This window comes from Enterobacter cloacae complex sp. HYC080_NIDB, from assembly GCF_056673325.1.
In genome coordinates this window covers 2,119,974-2,135,244 of record NZ_CP114212.1, presented here as the reverse complement: position 1 = coordinate 2,135,244, position 15,271 = coordinate 2,119,974, and the positions used below count along the sequence as shown (strand labels likewise).

Genomic DNA, 15,271 nt, shown 5'->3' with positions numbered 1-15,271 from the left:
TACCGGGCCTACGGGTGCAAAATGTAGGCCCGATAAGGCGTAGCCGCTACCCGGCAATAAAATGCTTAGTTCAGCTTCGCTTTTGAAAAATCACTGCCCATCAGGCTCACGCTGTACCCGGTCACGTTGCTGCGGGTCGCATAGAACGTTTTGCCGTTTGCCAGTGCGATCCACGGAGCCTGCTGGTAGAAAATCTCCTGCGCCTGGCCATAGAGCTTCGCACGCTCAGCCGGATTGCTGGTCAGCTTCGCTTTTTGTACCAGGGAATCATAATCTTTATCGCACCAACGTGCGGCATTTGACCCGGTTTTAATGCTGTTGCAGCCCAGCAGCACATCGGCAAAATTGTCCGGGTCACCGTTATCGGACATCCAGCCAAACAGTGCGGAATCATGTTCGCCTTTACGCATTCCGGAGAGATATTCGCCCCACTCGTAAGAGACGATTTTTGCCTTTACGCCCACCTTCGCCCAGTCGCTCTGGATCATCTCCGCAATGCGACGCGAGTTTGGGTTATACGGACGCTGAACCGGCATTGACCATAGCGTAACGTCTGCGCCCTTCTCCAGCCCGGCCTGCTTCAGCAGCGCTTTCGCTTTTTCCGGATCGTAGCTGTAATCCTTCAGATCGTTATTAAAGCCCATCATATTGGGTGGGATCGGCGATTTTGCCACCGTCCCCGACCCCATAAAGACCGCGTTAACGATAGCCTTTTTGTCGGTCGCGTAGTTTAGCGCCTGGCGCACCAGCACGTTATCAAACGGTTTTTTCTCGGTGTTAAACGCCAGATAGCCGACGTTCAGCGCATCAACCGAGTGCAGCGTCAGGTCTTTGTTCTTCTTAATCACCTCAAACTGCACCGGAGACGGCGCGGGTATAATCTGGCATTCGTTGGTCTGCAGTTTCGCCAGACGCGTCTCCACATTTGGCGTGATGGAGAAGATCAGATGTTTGGTCGGCACCTCGCCATCCCAGTAGTTCGGATTAGCGACGTAGCGGATCAGTGAATCCACTTTGTACTGCTGCAGCACATAAGGACCGGTACCGATCGGCCAGGTGTCCACGTTTTCAGGCGTACCTTTTTTCAGCATCGCATCGGCGTATTCTGCGGAGAGAATCGAGGCAAAATCCATCCCCCAGTCGGCCAGGAACGCGGCGTTGGGTTCACTCAATGTGAACTGAACGTGGTAATCGTCGACTTTTTTGACGTCCTGAATCAGCTTATCAAGACCCACGTCGTTAAAGTATTCATAGTTACCCTGGGACACGTTGTGGTACGGATGCTTAGGGTCTTTCTGACGCATAACCGAGAAAATAACGTCATCGGCGTTAAAGTCGCGGGTCGGCTTGAAGTATTTGTTGCTGTTGAACTTCACCCCTTTGCGCAGGGTAAAGGTATAGGTCTTACCGTCCGGTGAAATCGTCCAGGATTCCGCCAGCGACGGAACCGGCGTGTTTTTCACCGGGTCGAAATTGATCAGGCGGTTGTACAGTACCTGAGAACTGGCGACAAAAGAGGGGCCGGAACTGGCGATTTGCGGGTTGAACGACTCGGGTGATGCTTCAGAACAGTAAATTAAGGTGTCGTTGTTTGCCGCCCACGCGGCACCGGCTGGTAAAAGCGCGCTCAGCGCAAGGGCGAGCAGTGTTTTCCCTGTAGACATGGTTATAACCCTGACAGTTTTATTATATAGGACAGTAATAACAGCACAGCCGTTATGACCTGGCAAATAACGAAACACTATCAGGTTATTCTAAAGCCGCGTTTTTTGCTGGTTTTACGGTCAGCATCCGAAAAGATGATTTGCCTTAAGTGCCATTATCCGTCAAGCACAACCGTCACTTTCTATGCCGCAAGAAATCGGCCCTTTTAGCGTCTCTTCCTCCGTTTGTTTTCTTCCTCGTTTCGTTAAAGTAACGGCGTGAAGAAGTATATGGGATCAAATCGTGGCTAAAACTCTTTTACGCAGCGGTAACCTGGATGATTTTCAGGCCGTGGGCGGCGGCGGACAAGCCGTTTTCGAATCAGCGTTACAAATCCGGGAAGCGCTCCGGTTGCGCAAACAACAGGCTATCGTTGACTGTCTGGCGATTCCGCAGGTCAACGACAGCGGCGACCGCGTGGACTGGTATTCCCCGGTGGAGGGAAACGTCACAAGCTGGAAAGCGGCTGATGAGGACGACCGCTATCGCGCCCTGCGCTATCTGGAAAACACCCTTGCAAGCGTAGAGTCGTTAAGCAAGAAATGTCTTCAGTCGCCGAAAACAGCGCAACAGCTCTTCGGCTCGCTGCTGTCGAAAGCATTTCAGTTCCCTGGGGAAAATTTCGTTTTTCTCGTCGACGGAAAACCGATCCTGTGCTTCTGGGGTTTTGTGAACCTGAATGAAAATGCGCGTGACGATGTCCTCGACTGCCTGCGTGAATCGCTGATCCCTGAGCCCGCCCCTATTGTGATTGAAGATCCTGAACCTGAGCCCGAGCTAGTGCCCGAACCGGCCATCACCTTTGAAAAAGCTGACGAGCCGCTGATTGCCCCGGTCGCCGCGATACGGATTACGCCGGAAGACCTGTATGCGCCCGAGCCCGCACCGGTTGTTGCGCAACCTGCGCCTGAACCCGCACCTGTCGTCATCACGAAGAAGCGTCGCGTTCCCCTTTGGACGCTGCCGGTCGCGGCGGTGATCGTTGCCGCTATTGCCGCCCCGCTGATGTGGCCAAAACCGGCCCCTTCTGCAGAGCCCGCGCCTGCGCCGGTCCCTGAGCCCGTGGCTATCGCCCCAAAACCGATCAAAGCCGTTGAGCCACTGGCGATGAATTTACCCCTGCATCAGGCTGAGGTGGTGGCGAGCAAAGAAAAAGAGCCTGAACCCGCTCCCGTGGTGATTGTCGCGATCCCGAAAGATGCCATGGTAATGGAGGCCGGTCAGGTGAAAGCCGGATCGACACGCTTCCTGAACGGTACCTGGCGCGCGATTCTCGACGTGAAAGACCCGGTCACCGGCAAGCCACCGTCAATGCGCTATCAAATCCAGAACAATAAAGGTTTCGTCCGCATAGTCCATGGCGACAATATTGTCTGCCGCGCGGAGATCTTCTCCGGGCTACACAGCAATGGTGAGCTGATGATCAAGAGTCGCGGCACGGCCCGCTGCACCGACGGTTCCCGCTACCCGATGCCGGAAGTCGCCTGTAAAGCCGGCACCAGCGATATCGCAGAATGTCGCGCCCGTTATGATGCCAACACCGTCGTCCCCCTGACGTTCAAGAAAGCAGGTGCCTGATCCTATGCTGGTAAATCTTTGCGACTATAAACAAAGCGTTACGCTTATTGCCAACAGCGGCGTGCAATTCCTCGATTTCGGGCTGACGCCGCAGGACACCGCCAGCCACGGGCGCTTCGTACGTAAGACCGCCAACGGCCCTCTTTTACGCCTCGATTTCGATCTGGTTAACGGGCGCTATACCGTGCCGGGAACGCACGGCGGCCAGCCTGAAGTGGTTAAACCGGAAACGACTATCCCGCTGCAGCAGTCCCTTGCGGTGCTGGACGGCGTCTGGCTTCCCGTCCCGTTTCTGCGTTTCAACCCGCCGCGCACCTTTGTGGAGGGGCCGGATAACTGGGCCCGCGTGCAGGTCCGCAAGCTCGACACCCCCGACACCGCAGGCAATACGCACCGCGTGACCCTCGCCCTCGACAGCCAGATTGCGGAACATGCCACCTCCGCGCTATCGCCGGTTGAAAACGATATCCTGAACGGCACCCGTTTCGCACTGGCCTGGCGCGATAGCGAGGTTGAAAGCTTCCTCGACCAGACCTGGATTGACGGCTGGCTGCGTGAAGCATTTACCCAGTATGCTGACGGCGTTGAAAATCGTTCTGAACGTGACCTGCATCAGGCGATGCGCAGCTTTGAATATCAGGCCCACTGGCTTAACCTGCTGACCATGCTCGGTGAACAGCTCACCGTGCCGGAAGTGAAATTTGTTACCCATACCCTCAGTACGCCAGCGATTCCGGTCGACCTGATCCTCGACGTCGGTAACACTCACACCTGCGGCGTCATTATTGAAGACCACGGCGATGCGAACGATGGACTGCGGCAGACCGCCGAGTTGCAGGTTCGTTCATTGAGCGAGCCGCAATTCCTCAATGAGCCTCTGTTTACCAGCCGTCTCGAGTTTTCCGAAGCACGCTTTGGCAAACAGCACTTCTCGGTTGAAAGTGGCCGCGAAGATGCGTTTGTCTGGCCGTCGATCGTTCGCGTGGGTGATGAAGCCCGCAAGCTGGCGATGCAGCGTCTGGGAACCGAAGGGAACAGCGGCATCTCCAGCCCGCGTCGCTATTTGTGGGATGAAACACCGGTGGTGCAGGACTGGCGCTTTAGTCAGATGAACGGCAAAACCCAGCGTGAGCCGCTTGCCACGGCGTTCCCGCTGATGAACCTGATGAACGATGACGGTGAACCGCTGTTTACATTACCGCAGGACGAGCGACTGCCGGTCTTCTCGCCGCAGTACAGCCGCAGCACCCTGATGACGCATATGCTGTGCGAGCTGCTGGCGCAGGCGCTGGGTCAGATCAACAGCGTCGCCACCCGCCTGCGTCTGGGCTTCCCTGCCTCGCCACGCCAGCTGCGCACCCTGATCCTGACCCTGCCCTCGGCAATGCCAAAGCAGGAGCGCGAGATTTTCCGTCGCCGCATGTTCGAAGCCATCGCCATCGTCTGGAAAGCGATGGGCTGGCACCCGCAGGATGAGGATTTTGCCACCCGCAAACAGCAGGAAAAAAGCGTGGTGCCGGTCCCTGAAATCCAGATGGAGTGGGATGAGGCCAGCTGTGGTCAACTGGTCTGGCTGTATAACGAAGCGATCTCCCATTTTGGCGGCCAGACGGAAGCCTTCTTTGCCTCGCTCGCCCGCACGGATCGTGAGCCTGAGCCGGGTGTGCAGCCCGGCCGCGCATTGCGCGTCGCGTCTATCGACATCGGTGGCGGCACCACGGATATGGCGATCACCCATTATCAACTGGATGACGGCTCCGGTAATAACGTCAAAATCACGCCGCAGCTGCTGTTCCGCGAAGGGTTTAAAGTGGCGGGCGATGATACCCTGCTGGACGTGATTCAGCGCTACGTGCTGCCCGCCCTGCAAACGCAGCTGCAGAAATCCGGGATTGCGGACGCCTCGCTGCTCATGGCGTCGCTGTTCGGCGACTCCGGGCGTATTGATACCCAGGCCGTGCTGCGCCAGCAAACGGCGCTGCAGCTCTTTATGCCGATTGGCCACGCCATTCTTGCCGCGTGGGAATCCAGCGACGTTGACGATCCGCTGGCTGGCCTGCATGCCACCTTTGGCGATCTTCTGCCGCAGAAACCAACCCGCAACGTCATGAATTATCTGCAGCAGGCGATTGATCATGCCCTGCCTGCGGGCTCAGAAGCGTTCGACCTGTTCGCCGTACCGCTGCACGTCAATTTCCGCGAGATGCAGGATGCGATGCTGGCCGGTCAGTTTACGCTGACCTCTCCGCTTCACGCAGTCTGTGAAGTGATTTCCCACTACAGCTGCGATATTCTGCTGATTACCGGTCGCCCAGGCTGCCTGCCAGGCGTTCAGGCGCTGATCCGTCACCTGCAGCCGGTGCCGGTCAATCGCATCGTCTGGCTGGATAAATACCAGGTACATGAGTGGTATCCGTTCAGTCAGCAGGGGCGCATTGGTAACCCTAAATCAACCGCCGCCGTGGGTGCCATGCTGTGCAGCCTGGCGCTCGACCTGCGTCTGCCGCGCTTCAACTTTAAAGCCGCGGACATTGGCGCGTATTCTACCGTGCGTTATCTCGGCGTGCTGGATAACACCGTCAATACCCTGCGTGAGGAAAACGTCTGGTATCAGGATATCGACCTCGATAAGCCGGGCGCAAAACTCGACGCACGCCTGCACTTCCCGCTACGCGGCAACGTCACCCTCGGCTTCCGCCAGCTGGCGAACGCACGCTGGCCTGCCACGCCGCTTTATACGCTCAGCATCAATTCGGCTGAACTGGCGAAAGCGATTGCCGGTGACGGCGTGCTGAACGTGCGGCTTAAGCTCTGCGGCGGCAGCAAGCAGGAAGGTCCTGAGTCCTTTGAACTGAGCGATGCCTGGCTACAGGACGGCACACCGGTAGCGCCTGACGCCTTAACCTTCAAACTGAATACTCTGGCCGATCGCCGACACAGCGGCAGCCACTACTGGATCGACAGCGGGAGCGTATACCTGAAATGACAGCGACGACCACCACCACTCAGGCGTTAATCGGGTGGATTAATGAGACGCGCATGAATGCCCCTGTGCTGGACAACGATGCTGACGCCCTGCTTGCCCGCATCAACGCGGCGCAGGCGCGAGAGCAGGCTATTGAACGTGCCCTGATCCGCCAGAGCAGCATTGGACTTTACGGTCATTCGCAGAGCGCAAAAGCACACCTGCTGCTGTCGCTGTGCGGCAGCGGTAATGGACGGCTAAACGTTACGCCAGGCCAGCGCACCTTTGACTATTTTTCGCATATCAATCCGGGTCATGCCCTGACCAACATGGCCGTCCGCTTTACCCGGGAAAACCGGGAGGTGGTTGATGAGGCGTTTCCGCTACGTCTGAGTCTGATCACCGAGGCCGAACTGGTACAGCTGTTTATTGCCCGCACGACGCTGCATCCGCAGATGCGCGCAGTGGATAAGGCGGTCATTGAGACCCGTCTTGAGAAATGGCGTGGCCTGCGTCAGCCGCAGGGCGTACCGGGTATCACGGCGCAGGAAGTGGGTGCCATCGCCCGCTTCTGGCAGTGCACAATACCCACTGCGAAACAGCAAATTGATGATGCCCTGTGGTATGAGCTTGCCCAACTGGTGCCTTCACTTGATCTCAGCACCCGGGCAAGCGTCTGGTCGCTGCTGTGGGGTGAGCAACAGGAATTCACCCAACAGTGGCTGAAGCTCGCCCATGTTCTGCATCAGACCAGCCATGCCAGCGAGCTTGCTGCTCCGCTGAGTCTGCTGGTAGATAGCTTTGGCCTGCCGGGTGAAGGGTTCCTGACGCATGGCACCTTAACCCAGCAGGACGCACAGGAGACGCTGCTGCATCCGCTGAATAACGGCGACATGCTCAACGCCATCAGCCTCCCGGTTGACGTGCTGGCCTTCCTGACCCGCGAGCTGGTCCTGCCGGTTGAGAGTGGTGCGCTGGATAACGTTGATATCATTGATATTCCGGTCTTTGAAGACAGCAGTGCCGATCCGTTAGCGAAGGCAAAATGTCAGTGGCTGCTCGACCATTACCGCCAGCAGCTACAGCCTGACGTGCTGGTTATCTGCAATGCGACAGCGCAGCACGAGCAGACGGCCAAAAAAGCAAAAGTGTTAATGAACTGGGTCAAAGAGACGCAGCCTGCTGAAGAGTCTGCCCTGCCGGGGCTGGTGTGGGCGATTACCCCGCATGACGCCCGCTTTACCACCCGCCAGAATCTTGATGAAGCCGTACAGCATCTGCTCGGTAATCCGGGTTTACGCTGGGGCACGCTGCAGGCGCTGGATAGCCACAGCATGCAGCGCGTCATTGAGTGGTTGTCTCAGGCCACGCTCTCTGCGCAGCGGCAGAAGCGCCTTGGAACGCTGAAAAGCTTGCTTCGCCAGGAGCTTTCGGCGCTAATGCGCAGCTATCTCGCCCCGCTGGTTGAGGAACCGGCTACCCGACGCGCCCAGGCCGAAAACATGGTGCGCACCCTGCAAAGCAGTGCCGCCCGTCACGGCGAGCTTCTTGAAGGATTGATGCCGCCGATGAAAGCGTTTGAAACGCTGCTCGCCGTCCAGCAACCGCGCGAGGAGCAGGTCAATGGGCTGTTTACGGATACCATTGATCTGTTTACCGATAACGCCCAGGAAAGTGCTGGTCAGTTCCAGACGAAGGACAAGGCGCGTCTGGCGCACAGAGTATGGATAAATCATCTGCGTCAGTGGAGCCGTAATGAGGCCACGGCCGCCCGTCTCGGTCTGGAACCCGCAGTATTACAGCAAATCGCGGATGTTCTGGTGGTCACCAGCTACCGGCTTAATCTGGCGCAACAGCTTCAGCGTATTGTCGAAGCGGATAAGAGCAGCGCCGCGCAACTGCACGCCGTGATGGGCAATTTCGTTGGCTGGCTGGGGTATGACCAAACGCCTTCAGCAGAGCGTCCGGCAAGCCGCATCCGCAAGGGACAGGCTATCTTCGTTACGCCCGTCGTCAGCAGCGCCGCGCCACGTCTGACGCGTCTGGCGGAACAGCCAGTCCATGCGGCCACCGCGTACGTTTACGACTGGCTGGTTGCCCTCTATAGCCGGGCGATAGAGAACATTGATTACCAGCATCCGCATGATATTCAACCTGACGCACGTCAGGCATTACGGGCTTTAATCATGTAGTTGCCATTCTTGCCGGGTGGCGCTGCGCTTACCCGGCCTACATTCCGCCATAATATCAATACATTGCAAAATTCATCGTAGGCCCGTGCAAGCGTCGCGCCGCCGGGCGAAACTTTTGCGCACATCACTCCGTCATACACCCGGCTAACGTCTGAGCCAGTGCTGACGGATTTTCCCACGACATAGAATGCCCCGCCGCAGGGATAATTTTTACCTCAACGCCTTTCTGCTTCAGATTATCAACATCGTCGTCAGGCAGAGAATGTTCGCCGAAGATCAGCGTCACCGGGCACGAGAGCGACAGGAATTGCGTTTCCCATACCGGCATTACACCCTCAACCAGGCTCTTTGCTCCGCGCCAGACTGCATACGGCGCATTGCTTTGCAGACACCCCGCCCACGCTGAGGTTTCTGCGCTGAGCATGGCGTCATAACCCTGTTCCAGAAACTGCTGTTCGGTTTGCGCCGCAATCGAGCGGCTGAACATCCCACCACCCGCGTGAAAATTAGGTTCCGACACCATCAGTCCTTTAACACGCGTTCCCAGCATTGCCGCCGTTTCAATCGCGATACTGCCGCCCATGCTGTGGCCGTATAACCAGAAGGCATCCAATTCAAGATGGTCAATCAGCTCTGCCACCACGCGGGCCTGGTCAGTGGTGTGATAGCTGTAATGCTCGGGTTTATCGCTGTAACCGCTGCCGGGCAAATCAATGAGAATGGCCCGGCGTGCGCCAAACTGAAGATCACGGACAACGTGGGGATATTCATAGGAAGAGGCACACCCCAGCCCGTGGATGAAGACCACGGGCTCGCCTGAACCGGGCAAATCATGCCAGCGCACGGTGCAACCCGCCTGCTGCGAGTAAAAACTGTTCATAAGCACTCCTTTTACGATGTACTGTGTATTTATACAGCTATCGAATCAGGAATGCCATGTTCATCTGGAAAAAGTGGAAGCGTGCTTCAGAAAAGCGAGATCAGGAGCGCAACGGGGAAGCTCATCGGCCAGGTCGACCCCACCAAAAACGCGCTGAGCAGGCGGATGCGTTTGCGATCTTTTGAAAGGAACCAGGTAATTAATGCACAGATGGAAGCCATCACTGCGTAAAAAACCAACATCTTTTGATACAACGTCATTCTGTATACCAGAGCCGAAAAAATAACCGCACGCAATATGCGTCATATGTTGATACAGATCAAGTTTTTTCGTTACATAATAACCACTTAAATATTATGGCTAATAACAATGGAGTAGCTTGCTTTACACGCAGGGCGAAGAAGGAGAATGCCCGGCCGCGCAAGCGGCCAGGCAGGATGGCTTAGTGTTTGATCATCACATGCCGGACGACCGTATAATCCTCAAGCCCGTACACCGACATATCTTTGCCGTAGCCGGATAACTTCATGCCGCCGTGCGGCATTTCGCTCACCAGCATAAAGTGGGTATTCACCCAGGTACAGCCGTACTGCAACCGCGCACTCAGACGATGAGCACGGCCCACGTCTTTGGTCCAGACCGATGACGCCAGGCCATACTGTGAATCATTCGCCCAGGCCAGCACCTGCGCTTCATCGTCAAATTCAGTGACGCTCACCACCGGCCCAAACACTTCGCGCTGAACAATGGCATCGTCCTGTTTTGCCCCCGCCAGCAGGGTCGGCTGGAAGTAGTAGCCAGCCCCCTCCTTTTTGCTTCCGCCCGTCACAACGCTGATATGACCGAGCGCTTTCGCCTGATCGACAGCCTGACAGACGCGTGAAAGGTGAGCGGCCGAGCTGAGCGGCCCCAGTTCAGTAGCGGCATCTTCCGGCGCCCCCATTTTGAGGCTGGCGACCGCAGCACCCAGCTTTTCAACCAGCGCAGGATATATGCCTTTCTGGGCATAAATGCGGCAGGCCGCCGTACAGTCCTGCCCGGCATTGTAGAAACCAAACGTTCGCACCCCTTCGACAACCGCGTCCAGGTCAGCATCATCAAAAACGATTACCGGAGCCTTACCGCCCAGCTCCATGTGGGTGCGCTTAATGGAGGACGCCGTATGGCCGATGATATGCTCGCCGGTGGCAATTGAACCGGTCAGCGACACCATGCGGACTTTGTCATGCCCGGTGAGCGGATCGCCAACCGTCTTACCGCGACCAAATAACACGTTCACAACGCCTGCCGGGAAGATATCTTTCGCCAGTTCTCCCAGTTTTAACGCCGTCAGCGGCGTGATTTCAGAGGGTTTTATCACCACGCAGTTACCGGCAGCCAGCGCGGGTGCCAGCTTCCATGCTGCCATCATCAGCGGGTAGTTCCACGGCGCAATCGATGCAACTACACCCACCGGATCACGGCGGATCATCGAGGTGTGCCCCTCAAGGTATTCACCTGCGGCCAGACCGTTCAGGCAGCGGGCCGCCCCGGCGAAGAAACGAAACACGTCGACCACCGCCGGAATTTCATCCCCCAGAGCACAGTGGAGCGGCTTCCCGCAGTTGAGCGATTCAAGCCTGGCAAATTCTTCACCCTGCGCCTCAATGGCGTCAGCCAGTTTCAGCAGACATTCCGCACGCGCTTTGGGCGTGGTCTGCCCCCAGTCGATAAAAGCCCGATCGGCGGCCTGAACAGCCGCGTCAACTTGCGCGACAGAGGCTTCAGCAATCTCCAGCAGTACTTCTCCGGTGGCCGGGTTATATACCGGCTGCTTTTCGCCTTGTCCGGCGACCAGTTCACCCTTTATCAGCAGATGTGTTTGCATAGCATTGTCCTGTTCAAATCAATGTTATTTCCCGCTGCCGGCGATGTTCTCGCCATCGCGGGTTAGCCACCAGGCACCCAGAATGGGGAAAGTTGTCACCAGCATGACCAACAGTGCAACAACGTTGGTGACCGGCACGTCGCGAGGACGGCCGAGCTGATTGAGCAACCACAGCGGTAACGTGCGCTCGTGTCCCGCCGTAAAGGTTGTGACGATGATTTCGTCAAACGACAGGGCAAAGGCCAGCATTCCGCCCGCCAGAAGTGCTGAACGCAGATTGGGCAACACCACATAGCGGAAGGTTTGCCACCCGTCGGCCCCGAGATCCATTGACGCCTCCACCAGACTCCAGGAGGTGCGTCTGAACCGGGCAATGACGTTGTTGAACACCACCACCACGCAAAATGTGGCGTGCCCGACAACGATGGTGAAAAAACCCGGTTCAAGGTTGATCGTTTTAAATGCGGTCAGCAGCGCCAGACCGGTAATGATTCCCGGTAAGGCAATGGGCAACAGCAGCAACAGTGAAATGGCGTTTTTGCCAAAAAAGTCGCTTCGCCACAGTGCCGCTGCAGCAAGCGTGCCAAGCACCATGGCAATGGCGGTGGAGAGCGCGGCAATCTGAAGTGACAACGTCACGGATTCAATGATATCGCCACGCCCCGCCGCCACGCTAAACCACTTGAGCGTCAGCCCCTGCGGCGGGAAGCTGAAGGCAGCATCTTCAGTATTAAAGGCGTAGATCGCGATAATCAGCAGCGGGAAGTGCAGAAAGATGACGCCTCCCCATGCCGCCACTTTCAGGAACAACGGTGCGCGTTCAGAGTGCATCGAATGCTCCCAGACGTTTCACGAACGCCAGATAAAGCGAAATCAGCACAATGGGAACCAGCGTGAACGCAGCCGCCATGGGCATATTGCCGATAGCGCCCTGCTGAGCGTAGACCATGTTACCGATGAAATAGCCCGGCGGCCCCACCAGCTGCGGGACAATGAAATCCCCCAGCGTCAGGGAAAAGGTGAATATCGAGCCCGCGGCAATTCCCGGGATCGCCAGCGGCAATACAACATAGCGAAAGGTCTGGCGGGGGCGCGCGCCGAGGTCGGCAGAGGCCTGCAGTAACGACGCTGGCAGACGTTCCAGCGCGGCCTGCACGGGCAGGATCATAAACGGCAGCCAGATATAGACAAAGACCAGAAAGCGCCCCAGCCCGGAGGTGGATAACGTGTTACCGCCTATCGCCGGGAGCGTAAGAAGTGAGGTGAGGATCGGTTCCAGCCCCATATGACTGAGAAACCATTGCGCCACACCATCCTTCGCCAACAGCAACGTCCAGGCGTAGGCTTTGACAATGTAGCTCGCCCACATCGGCAGCATCACGGCGATATAGAAGAACGCTTTCCACTTGCCGCAGGTGTAACGCGCCATATACCAGGCCATCGGGAATGCCAGAATGGCGCTGGCCAACGTGACCGCGATCGCCATCGTTAAGGTGCGCAGGATGATGTCGTAATTTGCCGGATTGAAGAGCGCCTGAATATTCGCCAGCGTCAGGTCCGGCGTGACCGTCATGGTGAAGTCGTCAAAGGTGTAAAATCCCTGCCACAGCAGGGTCAGCAGCGATCCGAAATAGACGATGCCAAACCACATCAGCGGGGCAAGCAGCAGCAGGAACAGGCCGAGCGACGGCTTACGCCAGAACAGTGCCGTCATGCGGCTCAAGCGGCCGTGCGGTGCGGGAGGATGAGCGACACTCATATCCATTTCACCTTTCCTCATGCAGGCGAATCATCGCCTCGCGTGACCACGAGGCCATCACCGCCTGCCCCGGCGCAATGCCGCTCAGCAGCGAGACATCGCTGAGGTTGGCCTGGCTGACCAGCAGTTTGGCCCCCTCGGCAAGCTTCAGCTCCAGGCGCGTGGCGGCTCCCTGATACTGAACGGCCTGCACGATACCCTGAACCTGAACCTCACCGCCCTCGTTCAGGCGAATATGTTCCGGGCGCAGGGAATAGATACCTTCCATGCCGCAAATTTTCTGCGCAAGCGCTGCATCAAAGACGTTGGACGTGCCCACAAAACCGGCGACAAACGGCGTGCGCGGACGCATATAGAGATCGCGCGGGGTATCCACCTGCTCGATGCGGCCGTTATTGAATACCGCCACCCGGTCCGACATGGAGAGCGCTTCGCCCTGATCGTGGGTGACGAAAATAAAGGTAATGCCGAGTTCCTGCTGAAGTTTCTTCAGCTCGAATTGCATCTGTTCGCGCAGTTTGAGATCGAGCGCGCCCAGCGGTTCGTCCAGCAGCAGGACGCGCGGTTCATTGACCAGCGCCCGGGCGATGGCGACACGCTGGCGCTGGCCGCCGGAAAGTTGCGAAGGTTTGCGGGCGATGGCAAAGCTCAGCCCTACTTTTTCCAGGGCATCACGCGCCTGGGCATGGCGTTTCTTCTTGTCGACGCCTTTCACTATCAGCCCGTAGGCGACATTATCGAGGATCGACATATGCGGGAATAGCGCATAATCCTGAAAGACGGTATTTACATCCCGCTCCCATGGCGGTAGCGCGCTCGCCTCTTTGCCGAAAATAGAAATCGTGCCGCCTGACAGCTGTTCAAAACCCGCTATCAGGCGCAGGCAGGTAGTTTTGCCGGAGCCAGAAGGCCCCAGCATGGAGAAAAACTCCCCGTCGCGAATGGCAATGGTCACCCCGTCCACCGCCCGCACGTCGCCATACAGCCGGGAAACATTGTTAAATTCTACTGCGTACGTCATGTTCTGCTCCCGGGCGATTATCGTCCACCCATGATGGCGATGTAATCCTGCGTCCAGCGGCTGTACGGCACGAATTTGCCACCTTGAGCGGTCGGGGTTTTCCAGAACAGGATTTTGTCGAACTCGTTATAACCGTTTGTTTCACAACCTTTATCACCCAGCAGCGTACTGGCTTTACACCCTTCAGGCACGACGGGCAGTGAGCCGAACCATGCCGCCAGATCGCCCTGCACTTTTGGCGTCAGCGACCAGTTCATCCATTTGTAGGCGCACATCGGGTGTTTTGCCTGGGCGTGGAGCATGGTGGTATCCGCCCAGCCGGTTACCCCTTCTTTCGGGAATACGGTGGCGATGGGCTGGTTCTCAGCCTTCAGCGCATTTGCCTGATATGGCCAGGCGCTGGAAGCCACAACGCCTTCATTTTTGAAGTCGCTCATCTGGACGGTGGTGTCATGCCAGTAGCGGTGGATCAGGGCATGCTGGTCGCGAAGCACTTTCAGCACCGCGGCATATTGTTCTTCGGTGAGCTGGTAGGGATCGCTGATGCCCAGCTGTGGCTGGGTGGCTTTGACGAACAGCGCCGCATCGGCGATATAAATTGGACCGTCATATGCCTGCACGCGACCCTGATTGGTTTTACCGTCCGGCAGATCCTGTTTGGTAAAGACCACACTCCAGCTGTCCGGTGGCGTCGGGAAGGTTTTGGTGTTGTACATCAGCAGGTTTGGCCCCCACTGATAGGGCGTACCGTAGACCTTGCCGCCCACGTTAAACCATTCCCCCTTCACAATGCGCGTGTCGAGGGTTTTCCAGTTTGGGATGAGTTCGGGATTTATCGGCTGAACGCGTTTGCCCATGATCAGGCGAAGCGATGCATCGCCTGACGCGGTGACCAGATCGTATCCCCCTTTCGCCATCAGGCTGACCATTTCATCTGACGTGGCCGCCGTTTTCACGTTAACGGCACAACCGGTCTCTTTTTCAAACTGGGTGACCCAGTCATAGTTTTTATCGGTCTGCCCACGCTCGATATAGCCCGGCCAGGCAATAATATCCAGACGACCTTCCCCGTCACCTATCGCCTTAGGTGGTTCTGCGGCGTGCGCTGTCATGATAGTCATGCCGAGCGCACACAGGCTGCTGCGGGCAAATTTTTTGCTCATAAGAATTACTCCTGTCGCAATGAAATTTAGCGGCAGCCGTGCCGTAAAAATATCTCCCTTATTAAACGTAGACCGCGCAATTGCGCCGCACCGTTTGGCTTCAGGAAATTTCATCAAGGTGTGACCGAGGGCGCATTCCCCG

The 15,271-nt window shown here is 57.1% G+C and carries 11 protein-coding genes; 3 read left to right on the top strand and 8 right to left on the bottom strand.

The window, feature by feature from the left end; all coding sequences use genetic code 11:
* Positions 1-65: 65 nt before the first annotated feature.
* Positions 66-1,664 carry an ABC transporter substrate-binding protein gene (locus O1723_RS10115; protein WP_014883951.1) on the bottom strand — a complete coding sequence of 533 codons (1,599 nt, stop codon included), beginning with the start codon at positions 1,662-1,664 and terminating at the stop codon, positions 66-68.
* A 283-nt stretch (positions 1,665-1,947) separates the two neighbouring features.
* Between O1723_RS10115 and O1723_RS10110 the strand changes: the two genes are divergently transcribed.
* Genes O1723_RS10110 through O1723_RS10100 form a run of 3 tightly spaced genes read left to right on the top strand, consistent with a single transcriptional unit; the run spans position 1,948 to position 8,439 of the window.
* Complete coding sequence (locus tag O1723_RS10110; RefSeq protein WP_023330499.1) at positions 1,948-3,282, top strand: SrfA family protein; 1,335 nt, start codon at positions 1,948-1,950, stop codon at positions 3,280-3,282.
* A 4-nt stretch (positions 3,283-3,286) separates the two neighbouring features.
* Positions 3,287-6,268 (top strand): virulence factor SrfB, encoded by a 2,982-nt coding sequence (locus tag O1723_RS10105; protein ID WP_014883953.1) that lies wholly within the window; start codon positions 3,287-3,289, stop codon positions 6,266-6,268.
* Positions 6,265-8,439, top strand: coding sequence for a virulence factor SrfC family protein (locus tag O1723_RS10100; protein WP_325825146.1), 2,175 nt, complete (start codon positions 6,265-6,267; stop codon positions 8,437-8,439). The genes O1723_RS10105 and O1723_RS10100 overlap by 4 nt, the downstream gene beginning before the upstream one ends.
* Before the next feature lie 124 nt (positions 8,440-8,563).
* Here O1723_RS10100 and O1723_RS10095 read toward each other — a convergent pair whose 3' ends face one another.
* From O1723_RS10095 to ydcS, 7 genes are all read right to left on the bottom strand, one after another.
* Positions 8,564-9,319, bottom strand: a complete 756-nt coding sequence (locus O1723_RS10095; protein WP_014883955.1) for an alpha/beta fold hydrolase — start codon at positions 9,317-9,319, stop codon at positions 8,564-8,566.
* Between the two features lie 86 nt (positions 9,320-9,405).
* Complete coding sequence (locus O1723_RS10090) at positions 9,406-9,579, bottom strand: GhoT/OrtT family toxin (protein ID WP_014883956.1); 174 nt, start codon at positions 9,577-9,579, stop codon at positions 9,406-9,408.
* Between the two features lie 182 nt (positions 9,580-9,761).
* A complete protein-coding gene (gene patD, locus O1723_RS10085) occupies positions 9,762-11,186 on the bottom strand; it encodes an aminobutyraldehyde dehydrogenase (RefSeq protein WP_014883957.1) in 1,425 nt (474 codons plus the stop codon).
* Between the two features lie 24 nt (positions 11,187-11,210).
* The gene (locus O1723_RS10080; RefSeq protein WP_023337350.1) at positions 11,211-12,017 is read right to left on the bottom strand and encodes an ABC transporter permease; all 807 of its coding nucleotides are present in this window, start codon (positions 12,015-12,017) and stop codon (positions 11,211-11,213) included.
* Positions 12,007-12,951, bottom strand: a complete 945-nt coding sequence (locus O1723_RS10075) for an ABC transporter permease (RefSeq protein WP_014883959.1) — start codon at positions 12,949-12,951, stop codon at positions 12,007-12,009. Before O1723_RS10075 ends, O1723_RS10080 begins: the two co-directional genes overlap by 11 nt.
* A 1-nt stretch (position 12,952) precedes the next feature.
* A complete protein-coding gene (locus O1723_RS10070) occupies positions 12,953-13,966 on the bottom strand; it encodes an ABC transporter ATP-binding protein (protein WP_479983874.1) in 1,014 nt (337 codons plus the stop codon).
* Between the two features lie 17 nt (positions 13,967-13,983).
* Positions 13,984-15,129 carry a putative ABC transporter substrate-binding protein YdcS gene (gene ydcS / locus O1723_RS10065; protein ID WP_014883961.1) on the bottom strand — a complete coding sequence of 382 codons (1,146 nt, stop codon included), beginning with the start codon at positions 15,127-15,129 and terminating at the stop codon, positions 13,984-13,986.
* Positions 15,130-15,271: the final 142 nt, after the last annotated feature.